This window comes from Streptococcus sp. KHUD_015 (assembly GCF_051106265.1).
In the GTDB taxonomy this organism is placed as follows: domain Bacteria; phylum Bacillota; class Bacilli; order Lactobacillales; family Streptococcaceae; genus Streptococcus.
Genome location: NZ_CP193665.1, coordinates 87,344 through 107,122, shown reverse-complemented (window position 1 = coordinate 107,122; position 19,779 = coordinate 87,344). Strand labels below are relative to the sequence as shown.

Below are 19,779 nucleotides of genomic sequence, written 5' to 3'. Positions count from 1 at the left end.
TAGTTCAGTAGTATGATAACGTTGCTATAAAGTTCGTTATTCCAAATATTATGCAAACTAGTTATATGTAAAATTAAGATTAGAAACCACCAATCTCCATTTTTTAACTTTTAATGAAATTCATCCATATTAATAACTTTGCTTGCTCTAGCAATAACATCCTTATCATGAGTCACGACAATAACAATCTTTTCCTCGTTCACTAATTTCTCAACCTCATTTAGAAATAATTTCGTTGAATTTCTGTCCAAATTTCCTGTAGGCTCATCGAATAAATATATATCCTTTTCTTGCGATAAACTCCTCATGAGTAGAATTTTTTGTTTCTGACCTTGCGAAATATTGGTAGCTTTCCCATCAATCTGATGACTCAGAGCTATATTAAGATTCAAACTATCAAGATTATTTGATTCATAGTTTTCCTTATTAAATAGGGTGAAATTAATATTCTTTGAAACGCTCCCAGGAAATACATGAAATTCAGATGAATACACGCTTAAATAATCCAAAATATTAGTTTCCTCTAAAGTAGAAAAACTTTCCATTCCATTCAGTACAATATCACCCTCTGTTGGAGAAGATAATCCCTGAATAATATTCAAAAGGGATGATTTCCCAGTTCCATTGCCGCCTGTAATAACGGTTAATTCACCACTATTAAACTCGAAATTTAATTTATTAAACACCAATCTTTCATCCCATTTTTTACATAAATTCCGGCATGACAATTGTTCAATTTTAGATACTGGAATGGTAGCAAGATTACTTTCCATCCCTACTTCCTCTAGTCCAATAAACTCAAAGGAATATTGACTTTTTTTCAATGCTACCCAAGATGTAATTAAAGAATTTAAAATGCTGGATAACAGTAATAGAATCAAAATACTATTTGCATACTCTGATATATGTGCGTAATCTCTAATAATATTCACAGTAGCAAGCAAAAATGAACCAGTTAAACCAATAAATATCTGCGTAGAAGCTAATAATCTATTGGTAATATGTGTACTATCTAGTTTCGTTCCCAACAGTTCATTGAGTCTTTCATCAAATTCTTTGATAAAATCGCTAGATTTTTGGAAACTTATAATATCTTGCAAACCATAAATTGTATTTTCTACAAGAGAACTAAAGTTAGAACTATTAGCAATAAATTCTCGCTGATTTTTTACAACTTTTCGTATCTCAAAATTGACATATAAACCAAGAATAGCTATAGATACGCATGTAACTGCGAAAATAATAATATTCAATTTTAATAGCAATAATAGTAGCAAACAGAACACTAAAAGCTGTACCTTTAAGTAAAATTTTTGCATAATACCTGTTGCTGATAACAACAAATTCCAAAAATAACTACTCACATACTCATAATTCTTAGTTAAAGAAAAATCATTTAATTGGTTCTTATAAAAAGAGGACAGAATATCATTTAAAAAATTATTCTCAATCTTTCCTTTTAATCTCGTTTCTAATATAGAGAACTGCCAATACAAATATGAAGCTAATATTATTGAAGCTAGGGTAAATAGTTGAATACTAAACTGAATGTTAAGTAGACCAGACATTGTTATTTGTAGTAAAAAAGCAATAGCAATAGGTAAACTAATTTTAGCTAATCCCAAGAAAAAGATTGCCAATTTTCTCTTCCAACCAAGTGAAGCTAGAAATCTATGATATAACTTATCTGCATAACTTATCGTAACAATATCTTTTCTATCTTCTGAATTAACATTCTCATTCTTTTGAGGAATTAAAACAATTCCTACACTCTGACTAAAAAGTTCTAATCTTGAAATTTTCTCAATTTCCTCATTTGCAGGATCAGAAACAATCAATGAACTACTGTCTCCATCCAACACGACGATATAATGAGGCAAGCTAGCTCTTTCTACTACCAGTAAATAAGGAAATGATACGTTGTTTAACAAACTAGGAGTCTCAATTTGATAAGAATCCGCATCAATACCATAGCTTTTTAGTATATCTTCTATATCAAACAAAGATAGTCCTTGGTGGTTATTGTTATCAAATTGTAGACTATCTAAATGTTCTAATTTTGGGAAATAGTAAGAAATGATTGTCTTTACACAAGCCATTCCACAATCCAGCAAAGTTGCTTGTTTATAGTGACTAACCATTATTTTCTCCTTTTTCAACACTTATCTTACTATAACCATCAACTTCAATGACGCTATTCGAAGTTTGATTTGTCGTAGGAACCTTTAAAACTTCTCCTGTATTATTTGTACGCAAAGTATAGATTCCATCAAAATCTTTAGGAACTGTAATAGATACATCACCAACAAGAGTATCTACAAAAATTTTTTCGAAAGTTGCATTTTTCCCTAAGGAAATGGTTACATATAACTTGTCTTTCCCTTGTGAACTCAAAGCCAAATTAAAGCCATGTTGTGAAAATGGAATATATAGACTATCTGAACTCATTTTAACGTTTTTAGTTATGTTATTCACTGATTCTTCGGAAACTTTTCCTTCTATTTGAACACTTGTTTCATCTGATTCACTCTTGACAACTTTAACATCAATTGCTTGCTTTGAACCATAAAACTCTAACGTTTTAATACTTTTAGAAGAAAGAGCCCACGATTGTTTTACACTGATTGTCGTCTCTCCTCGTTTTAAGGTTAATAAAATTCCAGCCACTACAAACAGTAACAACAGCCCAATTACAATTCCTATTTTTTTCATCATTAGTACTCCTACTTAAATTCTTTTTTACTGAATACAACAAACGCAAGTACAATCACTGCTATACTTACCAATATAGGATAGCCTACATTCGTAAGGGTAAATTGACTTACCCCAGGGGAAGTTTTCAAATTTAAAGTCATTAGTAAATAGTCTCTCACACTCTCACCAGAGTTTGGAAGGACATAAACCAATAGGTTATCAAACAGTAAAATATAGAGTATATAAATCATACATGATTCATAAACCTTATCAAATATTTGAAAAATCAATAACGAGATACTGATAATAACCAAATAGTATGGTAGCTGGTGTAAAAATGTCGAAATAATCAACACCAAGTCTCCCTCCAAATAGACAAGGGCTGTTAAACTATAAAAAATAGTTACATATAGGAAAGACAAACAAAAGGCTCCCAAAGTTTTATATAAAAATAACTTCCATCGTTGTTTTTCTTTTGTGAGGAGAATGTTAATCGTACGGAAACTATAATCTTCCCCCCAGAAAAATAAATTAGTAGAGATAAAAAGCAAAGGAATAAAACCACTCACATTTGAAATCAATACTCGAAATGCTGGTTCATCTTCATTCGGTGACTTAAAAAATAAGGAGAATAACAAAATCAATAATCCTATCAACAAACTCGGAAGCACTCCTCTTTTTTCCCAGTAAAATTTATACATATCTGCTTTAAGAGAATTCATGACTCTCCTCCTTTCTTAAATCATCAGATAATATTACTCAAATAGTAATCCTCAAAGCGTTCCTTCTTAATATATATATCCTGTATCACTAGATTTGAAGCAACACTATATTCCAAGAGAACCATTAATTTTTCCTTTTCTGGCACAACCAGATAGTCATCCTGCTCAAAATGAACAATGCCCTCTTCTTTTAAAAACGTTTTTAGAATCTGATTAGCACTCGTCTTAAGGAAGAGCTTTTCCGACAAATCATTTGCTAGCTCTTTTGAACTCATCACATTTAGAATTTTCCCCTTTTTCATAATGATATACTTATCTGTTATAAACTCCAACTCCGATAGGATATGGCTTGAAATCAAAAAGGTAACTCCCAACTGATCCCTTAAATTCAAAATCATTTTTCTTAAATCTGAAATCCCTTGAGGATCTAAACCATTCACTGGTTCATCTAAGATAATAAGCTCTGGATTATCCAAAAGAGCAATTGCTATCGATAGTCTTTGCTTCATTCCAAGAGAATAATTTTTTACTTTTCTATCCCATGATGTTTGGGGTAGTCGAACCAATTCCAACATTTTTATGATATCTGTCTTTAAACTAAATCTTGTTTTATAATATTGCAGGTGTTGACGTCCAGTCAAGTTTGGATAAAGGGCAGGTGATTCGATAATACTGCCAATCTTATGCTGAGAAACACTCTTGATTTCTCCCTTATCAGCTCGAATTAGTCCTAGGAGAATTCTCATTAATGTTGTCTTTCCAGCACCATTCTCTCCGATAAGACCACATATTTCCCCTTGCTCAATATCAAAGGAAATATTATGGAGAACCTGTTCTTTCCCATATGTTTTATCGATATTTTTAAGACTTAAAATCATACGATTCATAGTTTCTCTCCGTTCATTATATTAAAAAGTCTCTGACAAGGAATGAACCCTGCCAGAGATTTTTAGATTACGTTAACTCCAGCAGAAGAACCCAATACCTGTGAGCATTCCATAAATACCGAGTGGTGAAACAGCACAAAATTGACCTGCCACAATGTGTTTTTTATGTTTATTACTTAGTTTTTTCATTACTTAACCCTCCTTTTAATCCCAACAAAATATACCTACTCCATATCGAAGACCTATAATACAAAAGCGACCTGCTACAATGTGCTGTTTATTTTTGTTACTTAGTTTTTTCACTACTTCATCCTCCTATTTAATCCCAACAAAATATGCCTACTCCATATCGAAGACCTATAATACAAAAGCGACCTGCTACAATGTGTCTTTTGACACGTCCAGTTAGTTTTCTCATCAGAAAACCCTCCTTTTAAAAAATTTTTTATAATAACCAAATGAGATTCTCATTTCAGTCATTTATTAACTGTTTTAAATCTTTAGACAACATTTCTTCGCTTCCTTGTTCTACATAAATTTGTTTCACTATCCCATCTTTATCCACTATAAATATTGTTGGAATAGCTTTTACATCAAAAAACTTAAAAGCTTGTAAATCTTGATCTATATAAACTGGAAAGGTAAAACCCTGATTCCTTAAAAATTTATGAGAGGTTTCAAGTGTTTCACGTTCCCCATCAACTATATCCACCATAAAGAAATCAACTTTATCTTGGTATTTATCATAAAGGTGCTGAATGATTGGGAGCTCTTTTTGGCAATCAGGACACCAACTAGCCCAGAATACCACAACCTTTGGTCTAAACTTATAATCTGATAGTTGAACCTGTACTCCCTCATTAGAGGTTAACAATGCATTCTTGAATGTTGTATTTTTAGTTTTTGAAATATATTGTTTTATTTCCTCCTCTTTTTTTAAGAGGAGCTCTTGCGCTGTTTCTTCTTGATGATGAGATTCCTGGTTTTGATAGTAAAATCCTGCTAAAAATAAAGATGCTATCACAAGAAGAACCATTGTCTCTACAACATGTTTTTTTGACATCATGGATTGTCCTCCACTTCTGAAATTCTAAAACTTTCGATAATAGATAATTCTTCTGGTAAGATTAAAACTCGCTCTTCGCCTGCATCTAAAATAGCTAAACGGAATGGTTCCTTATTCAACTCTATTTGTACCAACCTTTGCTCCGTTGTGTTATTTCGAAACAGCAAACTGTGGCGAGTTTGTGTAAACGTCTCTAGCGAGATACTAAAATCTTCCATTTCTATCTCCTATCCAGAAAACCAAAAACTAAGACTTAAGAATACTTCAAATCCAAACATGCTTCTTTCCTCCTTATCTCTTGTTCTTTATGATCATAGTATAGCGCTTTCAAAAATAAAAAAACATGACAAAAATGTCATGTTAGCTCTCCATTTCCTCAAAAGTTTTTATATCTTTTTCTTTTTCTCCCAATATACGCGCTTCTAATACTTGGTCTCCAAATGCTTGAGCACAAATAATAGCTCTATCGTATAAGCGGATGGCTTTTTCCTTATCCCGTTTATGAAATAAGGTACACATAGCTTCAAGCATATCAACAATTGGCTTGTTTTGAAAATCCTGCGATAAAATCATCAGCCTGTTCATCGCCTTAACATAAGGCTCAAAAGTAGAGTAAGATTTTTCCATCCATTGAACAGCTAAAGAATCAAGCACTGTTCTCTTTAACATATAAGCTGTCTCTAAATCTGATGAATTTGTTTCTCTTATAAGTTTTTTAGAAAGCATCCAAAACAGTTCATGATGATACTCAGTCGGTCTTGCTAAACACGAAACAAAGTACAATTTTATAAGAAGCAAATCATTCACCGAATAGTTTTTCCTTATCTTTACTTGTTCAAAATATTCATCCAGCAAAGCATCGCCAAAACCTGCATCTTCACTTACAAAGACATCAAAACTAGCTTGTAAGGCACTAACTGCAATCTGTTCATCCTCAGGTAGACTGTCATAATAGTGTTCGTAAACTCTTTCAAACAACTCTTCCTTAACCTGGATTCGATCATCATCTCCATAAGTTTGAAACTTAATGAGTTTATCCTTTAATATCAAGTACTCTGAGGGTAAAATCATATGATCCATATCTACTATATGTGAAATTGGACAGCCTAGTTTGTAAGCTATATACTCTACCTTGGATAAACTTGGAGAAGATTGACCTGATTCAATTCGTGCTAGTTGGCGCACCGTTATCTCAGTTTCATCATCACAAAGAGTTTCACGAGTGATATGTTTCATCTCTCGCAACATTCGGATTCTTTTACCTACTTCTATTTTGATATCCATTTGTTTACTCTCCTGACAACTATTTCCATATAAAAAATAAATTCCCTGTATATATTTTACTATTTTCTATGGAGATAAGCAATATTTGAAATATATATAACTATCTTTGTGTCATATCATAAATTTCAGTTTAACTGTTACTACACCTTGGCAATTCCAATCTTCCTCACTGCTATTGCTAGTTTCTTTGCCTTCTTTGACAGCCTACGATTTACAGCCCTCTTGTGTGTGATTAGCATTGGAATCATTCTACTTGCCAGTCTCCATATCATTACAAGACCAAGTCAAGCAAGTGAAACCGACTCCTTTTATCAATTATTCTTGTCTGTCCTTGTGAACGGAGTCATTATCCTCCTCTTCTTTGTAGCTGAAGTGGCACTGATTGGGGATTATCTTCGTATCTTGGCCTTTCTTTAAACTTCAATCCTGTCTTCCATGGCAGGATTTTTTCTATGTCAAAAAAGCAAGTCGATTGACCTGCTTCTGATTTACTCTTCTTGTGCTAATGCTTTAAAATCTTTGTCTAAGATGGGTTTCACTTCTAATTGATTGGCATCTAGTTGATGGTAAGATGCTGATGGTAGTGACTCTAGGAATTTTGCATAGTTCAAGCGAGCGATAGCTTCATAGTCTTCTGGTTTAGAGCCGTCTCCTGTAATTTGAACCAAGTCAATCTCCCATTGGACTTCCTTATCCACCAATTGCTCAATATAGGCTGCAGGAACAAATGGTTCTCTCGGTAAAATAGTCTTGACTCCTTGAGCTAGATGGTAAACACCGTGCACTTGCCCTGCTCCATCCTGATAGAAGGAAACTCTTGCAAAGTAGGCATCTGTCTCTTGAACTGCACGCACACGCTCTTCAAACTGTGCCAAGCCATCTTCCCCCAAAAAGCTTTTCAAGTCTTCATGGCTAAAGAAAACAGGATTAAAAATTCCTTGACAAATCGTAAAGCGGGCTGCAGTGTCTGCTAGATGAGCTTGAATACCTGCTTGGAAATAAGCTTCAAAGTCAAAACCATCTAATCCTTCAATCTCAGTTCCTGTGTAAGCAATCAGAGCATCTAAAAATGATTTGATAATCTGCCAGTCTGTCTGCGTTAGTAGGTCAGGAAGATCGACACGGTAAGCCTTTTGACCATCAGCATAACTAACCTTAAAGAGAAATTGTGATTGTCCCACTATCGCACACTCGACATACTCGAGACGGTTAAGAGGTTGACGGAGATAGACTGCATCATAGCTGTGTGACTCCAAGCCATCTACTAATGCCAAGATAGACTTGGCAGTCAAAATTTCCTGTTCTCCTAAAATGCTCTGTTTATTTGGAATAAAAAATGTTTTCGCCATAACTGGACTCCTTTGAAATCGTTTACATATAGTATACCCTATTTTTCTGAAAGATACAGAAACAAACTTTAGATTTTTGAGTAAAAAGCATAGAAAAACAGCCCCTAAGGACTGTTTAATCTTATACAGTAGCTGCTTGATCCAAGCTTTCACCGATAGCAGCTAGGCGCTCAATCACTTCAGCTTGTGTCAATTCATTTTCTGAAACATAGCGGTTACGTGGGTGAACACGGCACTCATGTGAGCATCCACGAAGGTACTTGTCTTCATTTTCTTCTGATGTCAAGATACGACGGTTACAGAATGGATTTCCACAGTTGACATAACGTTCACATGGTGTTCCATCAAACCAGTCTTTTCCTACGATAGTTGGGTTGACATGGTTAACATCTACGGCAATACGCTCGTCAAAGACGTACATTTTCCCATCCCAAAGCTCACCTTGGACTTCTGGGTCTTTACCGTAAGTTGCGATTCCTCCGTGCAATTGGCCAACATCTTTGTAGCCTTCACGAACCATCCAACCTGAGAATTTCTCACAGCGAACACCACCTGTACAGTAAACCACGACGCGCTTGTCCATGAATTTTTCTTTGTTGTCACGAACCCACTGTGGCAACTCACGGAAGTTGCGGATATCTGGGCGGATAGCCCCACGGAAATGTCCTAAGTCGTACTCATAATCGTTACGTGTGTCAAGGACAACGGTATCTTCGTCAAGAAGGGCTTCTTTGAACTCTTTTGGAGACAAGTAAGCACCTGTTGTTTCAAGCGGGTTGATGTCGTTGTCAAAGTCATTGTCTTCCAAACCAAGGTGGACAATTTCTTTCTTGTAGCGAACAAACATCTTCTTGAAGGCTTGTTCATTTTCTTCGTCAATCTTGAACCAGAGGTCTTCCATGCCTGGGAGGCTGTGAACGTAGTCCATGTATTTTTGAGTTGTTTCGTAATCACCTGAAACTGTTCCGTTAATTCCCTCGTCAGCGACTAGGATACGGCCTTTAAGACCGATTGATTTACAGAAAGCCAAGTGATCTGCAGCAAATTGCTCTGCATTTTCAATTGGAGTATAAAGGTAGTAAAGTAAGACACGAATATCTTTTGCCATAAGATTTGTTCTCTTTTCTATTCTTAAATTTTCTAAATTTTTTATTTATCCATACTAGTATACCTGCTTAAGAAAACGAATGCAATTTATTTGACTGGAAATTTTAGAAAGTGGCCTGTCCCTGCACTTCATCAGTAACCATAGCGAATCGCCGACAATTCTCTCAATTTTTTGATTTGCTCAGCTTGACTTTCTGACAAAGTCAGCTTATTTTCAATCAACACACGTGAGATGTCAACATTCATTTGACTCAAAACAAATGGAGTAGAAGTCCCATCATCCTTTAATCGTCTTTTATAAATCACTAACTGATTTTTCAAAGGAGCAAGTTGAGGCGTATTGTTTATACCTTCCAGTAGGTTATCTATGATAGTCATGGCTTCACAACGTCTTTCACTGCCTCCGGCAAACCATTTTAATGGTGTCATTCTTATTTTTCTCCTTAAATTAAAAAACGATCATTCCTAACGCTCGTGCCAGTATTTTACCACACCCTATGTAAAAAAGTCAGCAAAAATGGTAATGTTGCGAAAATATTATTGATCACATGCACCGCATAGGAAGGATAAATACTCTTGGTATAGCGGGTCAAACTAGCAAAGATGATGCCAGATGTTGCAAAGATGAAGATATCTAACAAACTAGGCAGGCTTGAAAAATGAGGAAGAGCAAATAAAATTGACGGAAGAAGCAAATCAAGGCCAAATCGCGAATGTTTAAAGAAGGCGTGTTGAAGTAATCCTCTATAGATCAGCTCTTCCATAAGTGGAGTCAGAAAGAACAAAGTTATATAGATACCTAGCTCAGCAAAGTTGGTCCCACTATAACCGATCAATACAGCCCAACCTTCAGCAGTTGACTGAACATGTTTAGCTGTCTGAACGTTAAAAGAGATCTGGAGCACTACCACTAATACTGTCAAAATCGAATACCAAAGCCATTTTTTTCTTGGAATGCGAAAGAGATAACCATGGCCTGTCTTAATCAGAATCCAAATCATGACTCCGCTAAATAGCAAACTCAAGAGATTTCTAATCCAGAAAAAATTGCCAATCTGGGAAGAAAATTGCCAATAATTTTGGACAATAAGCGTTAGCTGAGAAAGGCCAAATACGAAAAATAGGTAAGACAAGACTGCACTTATTTTGAAGACAAGCTGATACTTTTTCATGTGATCCCTCCTTTGTAAACTCGAACATCTCTAATATAAGCCATATTTCCCCAAATTCTTGCTCTAAATCCTAAATAGTGCTTGAGATTTCCTAAATGGTTAAAATAATGAAAATGAGAGAACAGGAATATCTATGTCTTTGTTTCAAAAAATCACTGCCTTCCCCAGATAAGTCTGAGGAAAACAGTGATTACATTTTTAGGAATTAGGAATGAATACACAAAATCAATTATTCTTATGATTTTTTATTTTTCAAGAATTCATCGTATTGTTTTTGCATTTCGTTCAATACTTTTTCGTAGGCACCTTCAGATTTCAATTTTTCCATCAATTCTGGAATCGCTTTGTCTGGGTCTACAGTACCAGTGTTGATAGCTGTATCGAATTGTTGCATTGTGTTAGAGATAGCTGAGATTTCAGATTTCACATTGTCAGTGTTAAAGATGAATCCAAGCGCTGGAGATTCTTTAGCTTCAGCCAATTGTTTCTTAGAATCTTCGATTTGTTGATCTGTAACGTTTTCGTTGATGTAAAGGATCCAGTTGTTACCAGTGTTCCATCCACCCATGTGAGTGTTTCCTTTGTAAGCATCAAGGACGCGAACACGGTTTTCTTTACCTTCAATTTTTTCCCAGTTCTTGCCTTCTGGACCGTAAACAAGACCGTTCAAGAGTTCTGGGTTAGTATTCAAGAGGTTCAACACTTCCATTGATTTTTCTTTGTTCTTAGAGTTGTTTGAGATGACAAAGTTAGCAACTTGTGTTGTTTGATTTTTCTTGATGAAGTTAGTGATTGGTTTGATTTGGATATCTTTGTTCGCAACACGTGAAAGCAAGCTGTTACCGTAGTCAGCTGGTCCTACTGTTTCTTCACGAACAAACCAAGTATCTTGTTGAAGGTCAAATGAAGTATCGCTGGTTGCTACGTCTTTTGGAATGTATCCTTCTTCATAGAATTTGTGAAGAGTCTTCAAGTGTTCTTTGAAACGAGGTACTTCGTAACGGTTTACGATCTTAGTAGTGTCTCCTTCAAGGTCGATAACGAATGGAAGTCCATTTGGAACTGGGTAGTCAAAGTTATCAGATGGGATGAAGTTCTTAGTAACCGCAAATGGCACTACATCTGGAGCTTTTTCTTTGATTTGTTTCAAGACTGGTTCAAGTGTTTCGTATGAAGTGACACCTGAAATATCGATACCGTATTTAGCAAGAAGAGTTCCGTTGAAGGCGAAGTTTTGAGATGATGCAACGTTGGCTGCAACAGGAACTGCGTAAATTTTACCGTTAATGCTGTTACCTTTGATGTAAGCTGGGTCAAGTGCTTTGTAAAGTTCTGCCCCTTCTTTCTTATACAAGTCAGTCAAGTCAGCATAGGCACCTTTTTGAGCATTTACAACATAGTTATCTGCAAATGCGATATCATAGTTTTCACCTGATGAAGTGATAACTGACATTTTCTTACCGTAGTCACCCCATCCAAGATATTGGATATCCAATTTAGCACCAACTTTTTCACCAATAATTTTGTTAGCATTTTCTAGCAATTCATCCAAGTTATCTGGTTTGTCCCCGATTTGGTACATTTTGATAACAGTTTTTTCACCTGAAGCTGAGTCAGCAGCTTTCTTGTTACCTGAAAGGTTTCCACAAGCAGCGAGACCAGCAGCCAAAGCGACTACACTAGCAGATGCAAAAGCATATTTTTTCCAGTTTTTCATGACAAAAACTCCTTTTTTTATTTTTAAACTTATAAACAATGTAATGATCTTAACTTCACACAAGGGAAGTTTGGAAATGAGAAATGTTCTTCTCAATAAGCACTATTCTTTCACACCACCGATAGTCAAACCTTTTACAAAGTAGCGTTGGAAGAATGGATACAAAATCGCGATTGGAAGGGTTGCGACCACAACCATGGCCATACGTCCTGTTTCTTTTGGTAGAGCAACTCCTAGTTGACCAGAAAGGCCGACTGCTTTTGCAATGTAGTCCATATTTTGCTGGATTTGCATGAGCAAATATTGCAATGGATACAAGTTGTCACTCTTGATGTAAAGAAGGGCGTTGAACCAGTCATTCCAGAAACCAAGAGCTGTCAAGAGCGTGATAGTTGCGATACCTGGTAGTGACAATGGCAAAGCGATTTGGAAGAAGATCCTGGCTTCACTAGCACCATCGATACGAGCGGATTCTAGAATGGCTTCTGGGATGGTCTTCTTGAAGAAGGAACGCATCAAGATGATATTAAATGGTGAGAGAAGCATTGGAACAATCAAGGCCCAAACGGTATCACCAAGTTGAAGCAAACGAGTGACCACGATATAGCCTGGTACCAAACCAGCGTTGAACAACATACTAAGCAGGGCAAAGATTGTAAAGAATCTGCGATATTTAAATGTTCTCCGTGAGATGGCGTAGGCATAGGTTGTTGTGATAAAAACGTTTGTGATCGTTCCCACCACTGTTACAAAGACTGAGATGAAGAGGGCTTGGAGGATTTTATCCTTAAACTGTGCCAAAAATTCAAAACCGTCTAATCCAAATTGGGATGGGAAGAAGCTATATCCATTTTGGAGAATACTCTTTTCATCTGTCACCGAAATAATGATAACGAAGATAAAGGGCAAGATACAAGAAAGAGCAATCAAACCTGAGATGATACTAAAGAAGATATCCGCCTTCTTACTAAAGGAGTGAATGCCGACATTATCGATTTTTTCTTTTTTAATTTTCTTTTCTGCCATATTCTCCTCCTTTCTAGAATAAAGCTGAGTTTGGATCGACTCGTCTTGCAAGCAAGTTTGATAGAATAACCAATATCAAACCGACAACGGATTGGTAAAGACCGGCTGCTGAAGCCATCCCGATATCTGCTGTCTGAGTCAAACCATTAAAGACATATACGTCCAAAACGTTAGTTACATTGTAAAGCTGACCAGCGTTGTGAGGGATTTGGTAGAAGAGACCAAAGTCTGCACGGAAGATATTTCCGACTGCAAGGATGGTCAATACGGTTACCAATGGTGTCAACTGCGGAATGGTTACATTGCGGATACGTTGCCATTTGCTGGCCCCGTCCACTGTTGCTGCTTCGTAGTAGGTTGGGTCAATCCCCATGATCGTCGCATAGTACATGACACTGCTATATCCAAAGCCTTTCCAAATACCTAGAAAAAGGAGAAGATATGGCCAGATACCCAAGTCAGCGTAGAAATTGATTTCCTTCATTCCAATAGATTCTAGGAAATGGTTGAACACCCCTTTATCAATATTTAGGAAGGCATCTGTAAAGAAACTGATGATAACCCAAGACAAGAAGTAAGGGAACAACATAGAAGTTTGGAAGATCTTAACCATTCTCTTAGAACGGAGTTCACTGAGGATGATGGCAATCCCTACAGATACAATCAAACCAATAAAGATAAAGCCGAGATTGTAGAGGACAGTATTTCGTGTGATAATAAAGGCGTCTTTTGAACTAAACAAGAATCTGAAATTATCGAGTCCGACCCATTTACTATTCATGATACTATCTATGAAACCATTACTGGTCATGTGGTAATCTTTGAAGGCAACCACGTTCCCAAATACTGGAATGTAGAAGAATAGAATCAACCAGAGTGCCCCTGGCAAAACCATCAAGAGAAAGATCCAGTTATCTCTCAAGGTTTTTGAAAACTTATTCATAATTTCCTCCCTTTTTTATTTTGATACCCATCTAAAAATTCCTTTTTAGACTTTTGATAACGATTACATTATTAGTATACTCCTATTTGAAGGTTAGGTTAAACTACTAATTATAGAAAAAACTCCACAAATTATTTTATGTGGAGTACTTTTTAAGAAAGGGATGTTTCACGAGAAACACTCTGAACAAGGGACACTATTCTTGTTTTTAAGTTGTATAAATCGTCGAAGCTGTCGCAATGGTATGCCACTGATTAGCTGTTGTGGCTGCGAAGTCCTTGTCTTCGTAGAAGTCTGTAAATGGTAAGATTTCCACTTCTAGCTCATCAATACGGTCCAGCTGACCTGCCAGATAAGCCTCGATGCGACTTTCTGCTCGCTTGATTCGTTGCAAGAGCCCACCCATACGGATATCAACTGTATCCAAGCCAAAGACCTTATTTTCTTTCAGCCATTGGTGACTAAAGAGGGCATGGAAGTTTTCAACCTCACTTCTGAGTTTTGGCAATTCTTCTCTGGCAATTTGTTTCAAGCTGTCTTTGTCATCCGCTTGATAGGCTTTGCGAATGCGTCGTCCTACATCTACTTTACTGCTTAAAATAGCATTCAACTGGACCTGAGTTTCAAAGAGATAAGCATAGTTTCCCGCTTTTTCTTTGATTTTAGCAAGAATCTCAGCTGCCTGAGCGAAGTGTGGTTTGTCCTGTTCAGGAGTCATGTGCCGGTCAAGGATCGGACAGAGAACATCCTGATAAAAGACATAGCGGTTGGGATTGATGCCACTGAGATTGCCTGGTAGGTCTGGCAAGAGGTTAGCAAGGTCAATCTGCATAAAATCCTCAACTGATAGGCCTGTATTGGTCTGGAAATGAGCAGACAAATGGTCTAGATCATTGCGGTAGCTTAGTTCTGCCCAGATTTGCAAGCTTGGTAGGATAGAGAACTGAGCTGTCTCACCACCATTGTCCCCCCAACCCGTCACAATGACTTCTTTGATATCATTGGCACGACAGGCCTTGTTCGCTTCAAGAGCGATAAGACGGCTGAAATGGTTATTGGGTGTGAAACCAATCCACTTCCAAGCACCACCTGCAAAGGCAAGGTCATGGCTAATCTTGTGATGGTTGCGGAAGTTGCGATTGTATTTTTCCTCGCTATCCTGATAATAGTCCCAGTAAACCAAGGTTACACGGTCTTTGAGACGGTCTAGGTAGACACGAGTTTCTTCTGGAATTTCCACATCACGGTCGTACTGGCCATCTGCTGACATGAGTTTGAAGAACATATCGCTCCACATTTGGCAGTGGAAACCATACTTGTCTGCAATGTCCAGCACGCGCTCCAAATGTTGGCACATGAGGAGACTACGATCCACAACACCGTTTAAGATAAGATAGCGTCCCAAACCAACCAAGTGGGCTTCGTCCATCCCGATATTGACCTTGCGAGTCTTCAGTTTAGATAGAGTAGCAAACATGCCATCAATCAGGTTATAAACCTTTTCTTCGCCAATAAGGAGAATATCCTCCACATCACGGAGTTCTTGCACTTCTTTGACACCCCATTTAACGAAGGCTGACAAGTGGGCCAAGGTCTGAATGCAAGGCACAAAGGTCATATCAAACTGCTGGGCATAGGCTTCGATTTCCTGCAATTCCTCAGCTGAGTAGGCTCCACGGAAATAACCAAAGTAAGGTTGTCCCTCAATCTGGTAGGTGTCCTCCATATAAAGCTCAAAGGTTGAGTAGCCCATGAGAGCCAAGACCTCAACCATCTGCTTGGCAGAAGCGACATTCAGCACCGCATTGCGCGAACAGTCAGCCATGTAGGCCAACTCTTCATAAGCCGCCTGCTCCTCAATCTCTACTTTGTCACCTTCTACTAGAACTGTTGCCAACAAGGACAAGGCACGATAAAGTTGGTGGGGTTTGCGATAAGTTAGTTGATAGTGGCCACCCTCACCCTTGATAGAGATAGATGCTTGATCAGACTGAGTGACAGCTACTTCGACACCTGGTAAAGAAATATGCTTTGTCAGCAAGTCGATTGCCTGAGTTTGTTTGGAATTAAGTCCTGTAAATCTTACCATTGGTTTTCCTCCTGTAGCCAGTTGACAAGGGCACCGTAAAGATTGGCATCTGCATGATAGGTGCAGGCTTGGATGACAGGTGCGACCGTGTATTCTTCGTAGGTTTCGACAAATTCTTCGACAGCTTTTTGAACACCTTGGATAAAGTCGGGATTCTGACTGATAGAGCCTCCCAGACTGATGATATCTGGATCAATCAGATACTGAATATTGAGCAAGCCTTGCGCCAGATTACGGTTCATGCGCTCAATGGCTTCTTGACAAAGGGCATTTCCTGCTGCAGCCTCTTGGTAAATCTTGCGACCATCCCAATCAGTCTGACCAGATTTTTCAATCACGTATCGCACCATATTTCCAGTTGACGCTAGTTGCGACCAGTTGTTGAGCTTTTCAGCAGGGGCAAGAGTTGTCATGTAGCCAAATTCCCCACCCAGACCGTGGCGACCTCGATGAAGTCTACCATTGATAATCATGGCTCCGCCAATCCCTGTCCCAATCACGACACAGGCTGCATTTTCAAGTTCTGGATGAGCCAGTAATTCACTGAGTCCAACACAGTTGGCATCATTTTCTAGATGGATAGGTAGCTGGTGATGGTCCAGTGCCTTATACCAAGAAAATCCGTGGATGTAGGGCACCGCACTGAAGCCATCAATCACACCTGTCTCTTGATTGACCGCACCTGGAACACTCATAGCAATCCCACTATAATCCTGTTCTGACAAACGTTGGTCTAACCAAGCTAGTAATTCCTCCAAACTTTCTGGCGTTGGAATTCTTGTCTTATCCAGTATTTTCCCATCAGGAGTCAGACTGGCAAACTTAATCCCAGTCCCTCCGATATCAATCGTTGCAATGGTCATTGTTTTTACCATAAAAAGGGGCGAATCAGTAGTTAGTTCTCACCTTTTCGCCCCTCCTTTCTTTTTATGTTTATTTTTTGAAATTAAATTTCTTCTTTTTGAATCAATTCTGTACGAATTTCTTGTGGAGCCAATAGTCCTGAATGAACTGGATATGGTCGTTCAAGTAGGTCAAGAATGATTTGTTGGTGTTCTGATATACGCACATTTTCTTGACTCATATTGTAGTAACGGAGGACATAGCCTTCTTCATTTTCCGCTACTTTAAAGGCTGTTGGGCAAACTTGTGGTAAGCTGAGTGCCGCATGACTCAAGAGGCTACCAGTCGCAGCAACACTTCCTTCTTGTTTAGCAAGCTGAAGGCTGGTAAACGGTGTCTGCAAGGCTTTAGCACGACGATAGGCTGAGAAGCGTTCTTGGACTTGGTGGCATTCAAGTGCAAACTCGACTTCAAACTCACGCAAACACTGAGCTTCTGGTGTTGGGAAGTAACCCCAGTCGCCTAACTCACCTGATGCACGCAGAATGGTCACTGCAATGGTGTCGTCTCCAAGGATTTCATATTCATTCAATCCCTTGTTGGATACAGTCACACCTTTTTCATCGTCATACAGACTAACAAAGGCTTGTTGGTGTTGAGGATTTTCAGGATTTTCCCATGAAGCAGCTGGTTTGTTTGGTCGTGTTACCACCTCATAGATGCTTTCAGAATCATTGCTTGGACGCGTGTTGTGAGTCTTAACCAAAAGACGGATACGGTGATCTTTGGCAGTGTTAGTAAAGCGAGTCTTGCAACGGATTTGTGGATTATCAACGAAGACAGTCATCTCAGTTTCCAGAGGAATGCTTGTCAATTCTTCTGAACGTCCAGCCTCACGCTTCATAAACTCGATGATGCCTTTTTGCTCTTCTTCTAGTTTTTCATCCGCACTGACAGGCACAGTCAATTCATGTTTGAGCAAAATTTTCGCATAACGAGCTGTGTTTTCCAAGACCTCGTAACCCTTAAGCTCTGCATAGATTGGCTCTGTTCCTTTTGGTTGGAAATAGATATACTCGTTTCCGATGTCCCCACGGTCTTCGAAGCGGATAAAGTCTTCGTAGGCTTCGTGAGTTGTCTTGTCATAAACTGTGATGTTGTCATCCACACTCACCGTTACGAATGGTGTATCAATCACTCCGTTTTGGTAAATACCGTCGCGGTGTTCTTGCTCTCCTTCCAGCAATTGGAAGGTTGTCCAAGAAAGCGGTGCTAGGTGAACTGGAATGGTCACGCGCACTTGGCGAGCGATACGAGCTTGGCGGAACTTGTCTTTTGGTAAATCATACTCAAAATTAGCCCCAAGGTCTTCGATTTTAGCCTCTACAGGACGACCATCCAAGTCCTCCACACGGTAGCTTGGCAAGGTCAAGGCTGCCATCTTCTTGTAGCCTTCTGTTGGATGCAATTCCTTGAAATCACAAGTCGCCACATCAATCACTGTGCTGACAGTATCAACCTTATCATGCAAGCCTGTGTTAATGACAGTAAAGAGATAGTCGCTCTGAGCTTCGTGAGTTGCAATTTTGCCCTTCCACTCGTTAAGAAGATTGCTCTTAACAAAGTTTCCTACTTGGTTGACCTTGGCAAAACGTGTTTCCATCTCGCGGTGGACTTCGTCCACGCTACAGCCACAGATGCTATCATGCGGCGCATTCTGCAAAAGAGTTTTCCAAGCATAGGTCAACTGGTCCTTGTGGTTGTGACCCCCAGTGATAATTGTCAAGGATTCTACAACTTGTTCTAGTAGGTTGCTATTTTCTTGGAAGGCTTGTTTGAGATAAATACGAGATGAAGAAGTGTTGGCAAGTGTGTACCAGCCGTCTGTTTCCTGACTGGTCAACTCACCTGTAACCGTTGATAACTGCTCTGGTAGAGTACTTTCCACAGCTTGAACATATTCATCAAAAGAACTATGAACAAAGGTTACGTCTGGGAAGAGTTCATTTGCCACACGAATGGCTTCACTCAAATTTTTCTGGACAGGCTGATGGTCACAGCCGTTCATCATCAACCATTGGTTGGTCGAAGCATAGGCACGCACATCTGACAATTTTTGTTTCCAGAAGGTCAAGGCCTCATCTTTGTCAACTGGGATTTCATTCCCGTTACTGTACCAGTTGGCAAAGAGAATACCTAAAACACGACTACCATCCGCACCCTGCCAGTACATTTCTGAAAACTGGGATGTAAACTGCTCATCTTCGAGGACTTGGTTGTCAAATCCAATCGGCTTCACACCACGACCAAAAGCTGCCACATGAATGCCTGATTTTTGAAGAATTTGAGGCGCTTGTCCCATATTTCCAAAGGTATCTGGGAAGTAACCAATCTGGGTTGATTTGCCCCATTTTGCACATTCTGCTTGGCCAATCAAGGTATTGCGGACGTTGGATTCACTGGAGATCAAGTAATCATCCTGCAAGATGTAAAATGGACCAATTTTAAGTTTGCCCTCGTCAATGTAGCGTTGAACTTTGTCACGATTTTCAGGGCGAATTTCCAAGTAATCATCAAGGACAATGGTTTGTCCATCTAAATGGAAACTCTTAAACTCAGGGTCATTTTCAAAGAGATCAAAGAGATTGTCAAACAATTCCACCAACTGCATACGGTGGCTTTCAAAAGGCAAGTACCACTCACGGTCCCAGTGACTATGTGAGATAATATGTACGACAACATTTTCCATGAAGTAAAACCTCATTCTAAATTAAATTTTTAATGTTTTAAATGTAAATTTATGATTCTGACAAGAATCGGTTGTGCTAATACTCAATGAAAATCAAAGTGCAAACTAGGAAGCTAGCCGCAGGTTGCTAA

At 38.4% G+C, this 19,779-nt stretch carries 17 protein-coding genes and 1 pseudogene; 1 reads left to right on the top strand and 17 read right to left on the bottom strand.

The features are described from left to right. Positions 1-110: 110 nt before the first annotated feature. The 7 genes from ACORHU_RS00445 to ACORHU_RS00415 all read right to left on the bottom strand — a co-directional run bounded on the left by ACORHU_RS00445 (position 111) and on the right by ACORHU_RS00415 (position 6,653). A complete protein-coding gene (locus ACORHU_RS00445; RefSeq protein ID WP_434364534.1) occupies positions 111-2,141 on the bottom strand; it encodes an ATP-binding cassette domain-containing protein in 2,031 nt (676 codons plus the stop codon). Further along, the gene (locus ACORHU_RS00440) at positions 2,134-2,715 is read right to left on the bottom strand and encodes a hypothetical protein (RefSeq protein WP_434364533.1); all 582 of its coding nucleotides are present in this window, start codon (positions 2,713-2,715) and stop codon (positions 2,134-2,136) included. Before ACORHU_RS00440 ends, ACORHU_RS00445 begins: the two co-directional genes overlap by 8 nt. 8 nt (positions 2,716-2,723) lie before the next feature. Continuing rightward, positions 2,724-3,416, bottom strand: coding sequence for an ABC transporter permease (locus ACORHU_RS00435; protein WP_434364532.1), 693 nt, complete (start codon positions 3,414-3,416; stop codon positions 2,724-2,726). A gap of 23 nt (positions 3,417-3,439) precedes the next feature. Continuing rightward, complete coding sequence (locus tag ACORHU_RS00430) at positions 3,440-4,303, bottom strand: ATP-binding cassette domain-containing protein (protein ID WP_434364531.1); 864 nt, start codon at positions 4,301-4,303, stop codon at positions 3,440-3,442. Positions 4,304-4,775: 472 nt separating this feature from the next. Then, on the bottom strand, positions 4,776-5,369 hold the full coding sequence (locus tag ACORHU_RS00425) for a TlpA family protein disulfide reductase (protein ID WP_000987173.1): 594 nt from the start codon (positions 5,367-5,369) through the stop codon (positions 4,776-4,778). Continuing rightward, positions 5,366-5,587 carry a hypothetical protein gene (locus tag ACORHU_RS00420; protein WP_000389382.1) on the bottom strand — a complete coding sequence of 74 codons (222 nt, stop codon included), beginning with the start codon at positions 5,585-5,587 and terminating at the stop codon, positions 5,366-5,368. The genes ACORHU_RS00425 and ACORHU_RS00420 overlap by 4 nt, the downstream gene beginning before the upstream one ends. 142 nt (positions 5,588-5,729) lie before the next feature. Further along, on the bottom strand, positions 5,730-6,653 hold the full coding sequence (locus tag ACORHU_RS00415) for a helix-turn-helix domain-containing protein (protein ID WP_000351775.1): 924 nt from the start codon (positions 6,651-6,653) through the stop codon (positions 5,730-5,732). 147 nt (positions 6,654-6,800) lie between these two features. On the opposite strand from ACORHU_RS00415, the pseudogene ACORHU_RS00410 reads away from it, so the two are divergent. Continuing rightward, positions 6,801-7,070 (top strand): annotated as a pseudogene (locus ACORHU_RS00410) (DUF6574 domain-containing protein); the annotation flags it as partial. Between the two features lie 71 nt (positions 7,071-7,141). On the opposite strand, the gene ACORHU_RS00405 reads toward ACORHU_RS00410, so the two are convergent. From ACORHU_RS00405 to ACORHU_RS00360, 10 genes are all read right to left on the bottom strand, one after another. After that, positions 7,142-8,002 (bottom strand): DUF4299 family protein, encoded by an 861-nt coding sequence (locus ACORHU_RS00405; RefSeq protein WP_434364530.1) that lies wholly within the window; start codon positions 8,000-8,002, stop codon positions 7,142-7,144. A 121-nt stretch (positions 8,003-8,123) separates the two neighbouring features. Then, a complete protein-coding gene (locus tag ACORHU_RS00400; protein WP_020899966.1) occupies positions 8,124-9,110 on the bottom strand; it encodes a rhodanese-related sulfurtransferase in 987 nt (328 codons plus the stop codon). A gap of 131 nt (positions 9,111-9,241) precedes the next feature. Continuing rightward, positions 9,242-9,538, bottom strand: a complete 297-nt coding sequence (locus tag ACORHU_RS00395) for a bacteriocin immunity protein (protein ID WP_414306012.1) — start codon at positions 9,536-9,538, stop codon at positions 9,242-9,244. Positions 9,539-9,594: 56 nt separating this feature from the next. Then, positions 9,595-10,281 (bottom strand): CPBP family intramembrane glutamic endopeptidase, encoded by a 687-nt coding sequence (locus ACORHU_RS00390; protein WP_049534854.1) that lies wholly within the window; start codon positions 10,279-10,281, stop codon positions 9,595-9,597. Between the two features lie 235 nt (positions 10,282-10,516). Continuing rightward, a complete protein-coding gene (locus ACORHU_RS00385) occupies positions 10,517-11,998 on the bottom strand; it encodes an ABC transporter substrate-binding protein (RefSeq protein WP_434364529.1) in 1,482 nt (493 codons plus the stop codon). Between the two features lie 102 nt (positions 11,999-12,100). After that, complete coding sequence (locus tag ACORHU_RS00380; RefSeq protein WP_049495411.1) at positions 12,101-13,024, bottom strand: carbohydrate ABC transporter permease; 924 nt, start codon at positions 13,022-13,024, stop codon at positions 12,101-12,103. A gap of 13 nt (positions 13,025-13,037) precedes the next feature. Further along, positions 13,038-13,967 (bottom strand): ABC transporter permease, encoded by a 930-nt coding sequence (locus ACORHU_RS00375; protein WP_434364528.1) that lies wholly within the window; start codon positions 13,965-13,967, stop codon positions 13,038-13,040. Positions 13,968-14,175: 208 nt separating this feature from the next. Beyond that, the gene (locus ACORHU_RS00370; protein WP_434364527.1) at positions 14,176-16,056 is read right to left on the bottom strand and encodes a beta-N-acetylhexosaminidase; all 1,881 of its coding nucleotides are present in this window, start codon (positions 16,054-16,056) and stop codon (positions 14,176-14,178) included. Next, positions 16,050-16,919 (bottom strand): ROK family protein, encoded by an 870-nt coding sequence (locus ACORHU_RS00365; protein ID WP_434365136.1) that lies wholly within the window; start codon positions 16,917-16,919, stop codon positions 16,050-16,052. The genes ACORHU_RS00370 and ACORHU_RS00365 overlap by 7 nt, the downstream gene beginning before the upstream one ends. An 83-nt stretch (positions 16,920-17,002) precedes the next feature. After that, positions 17,003-19,648: an alpha-mannosidase gene (locus tag ACORHU_RS00360; protein ID WP_434364526.1), complete on the bottom strand. Its 2,646-nt coding sequence runs from the start codon at positions 19,646-19,648 to the stop codon at positions 17,003-17,005. Positions 19,649-19,779: the final 131 nt, after the last annotated feature.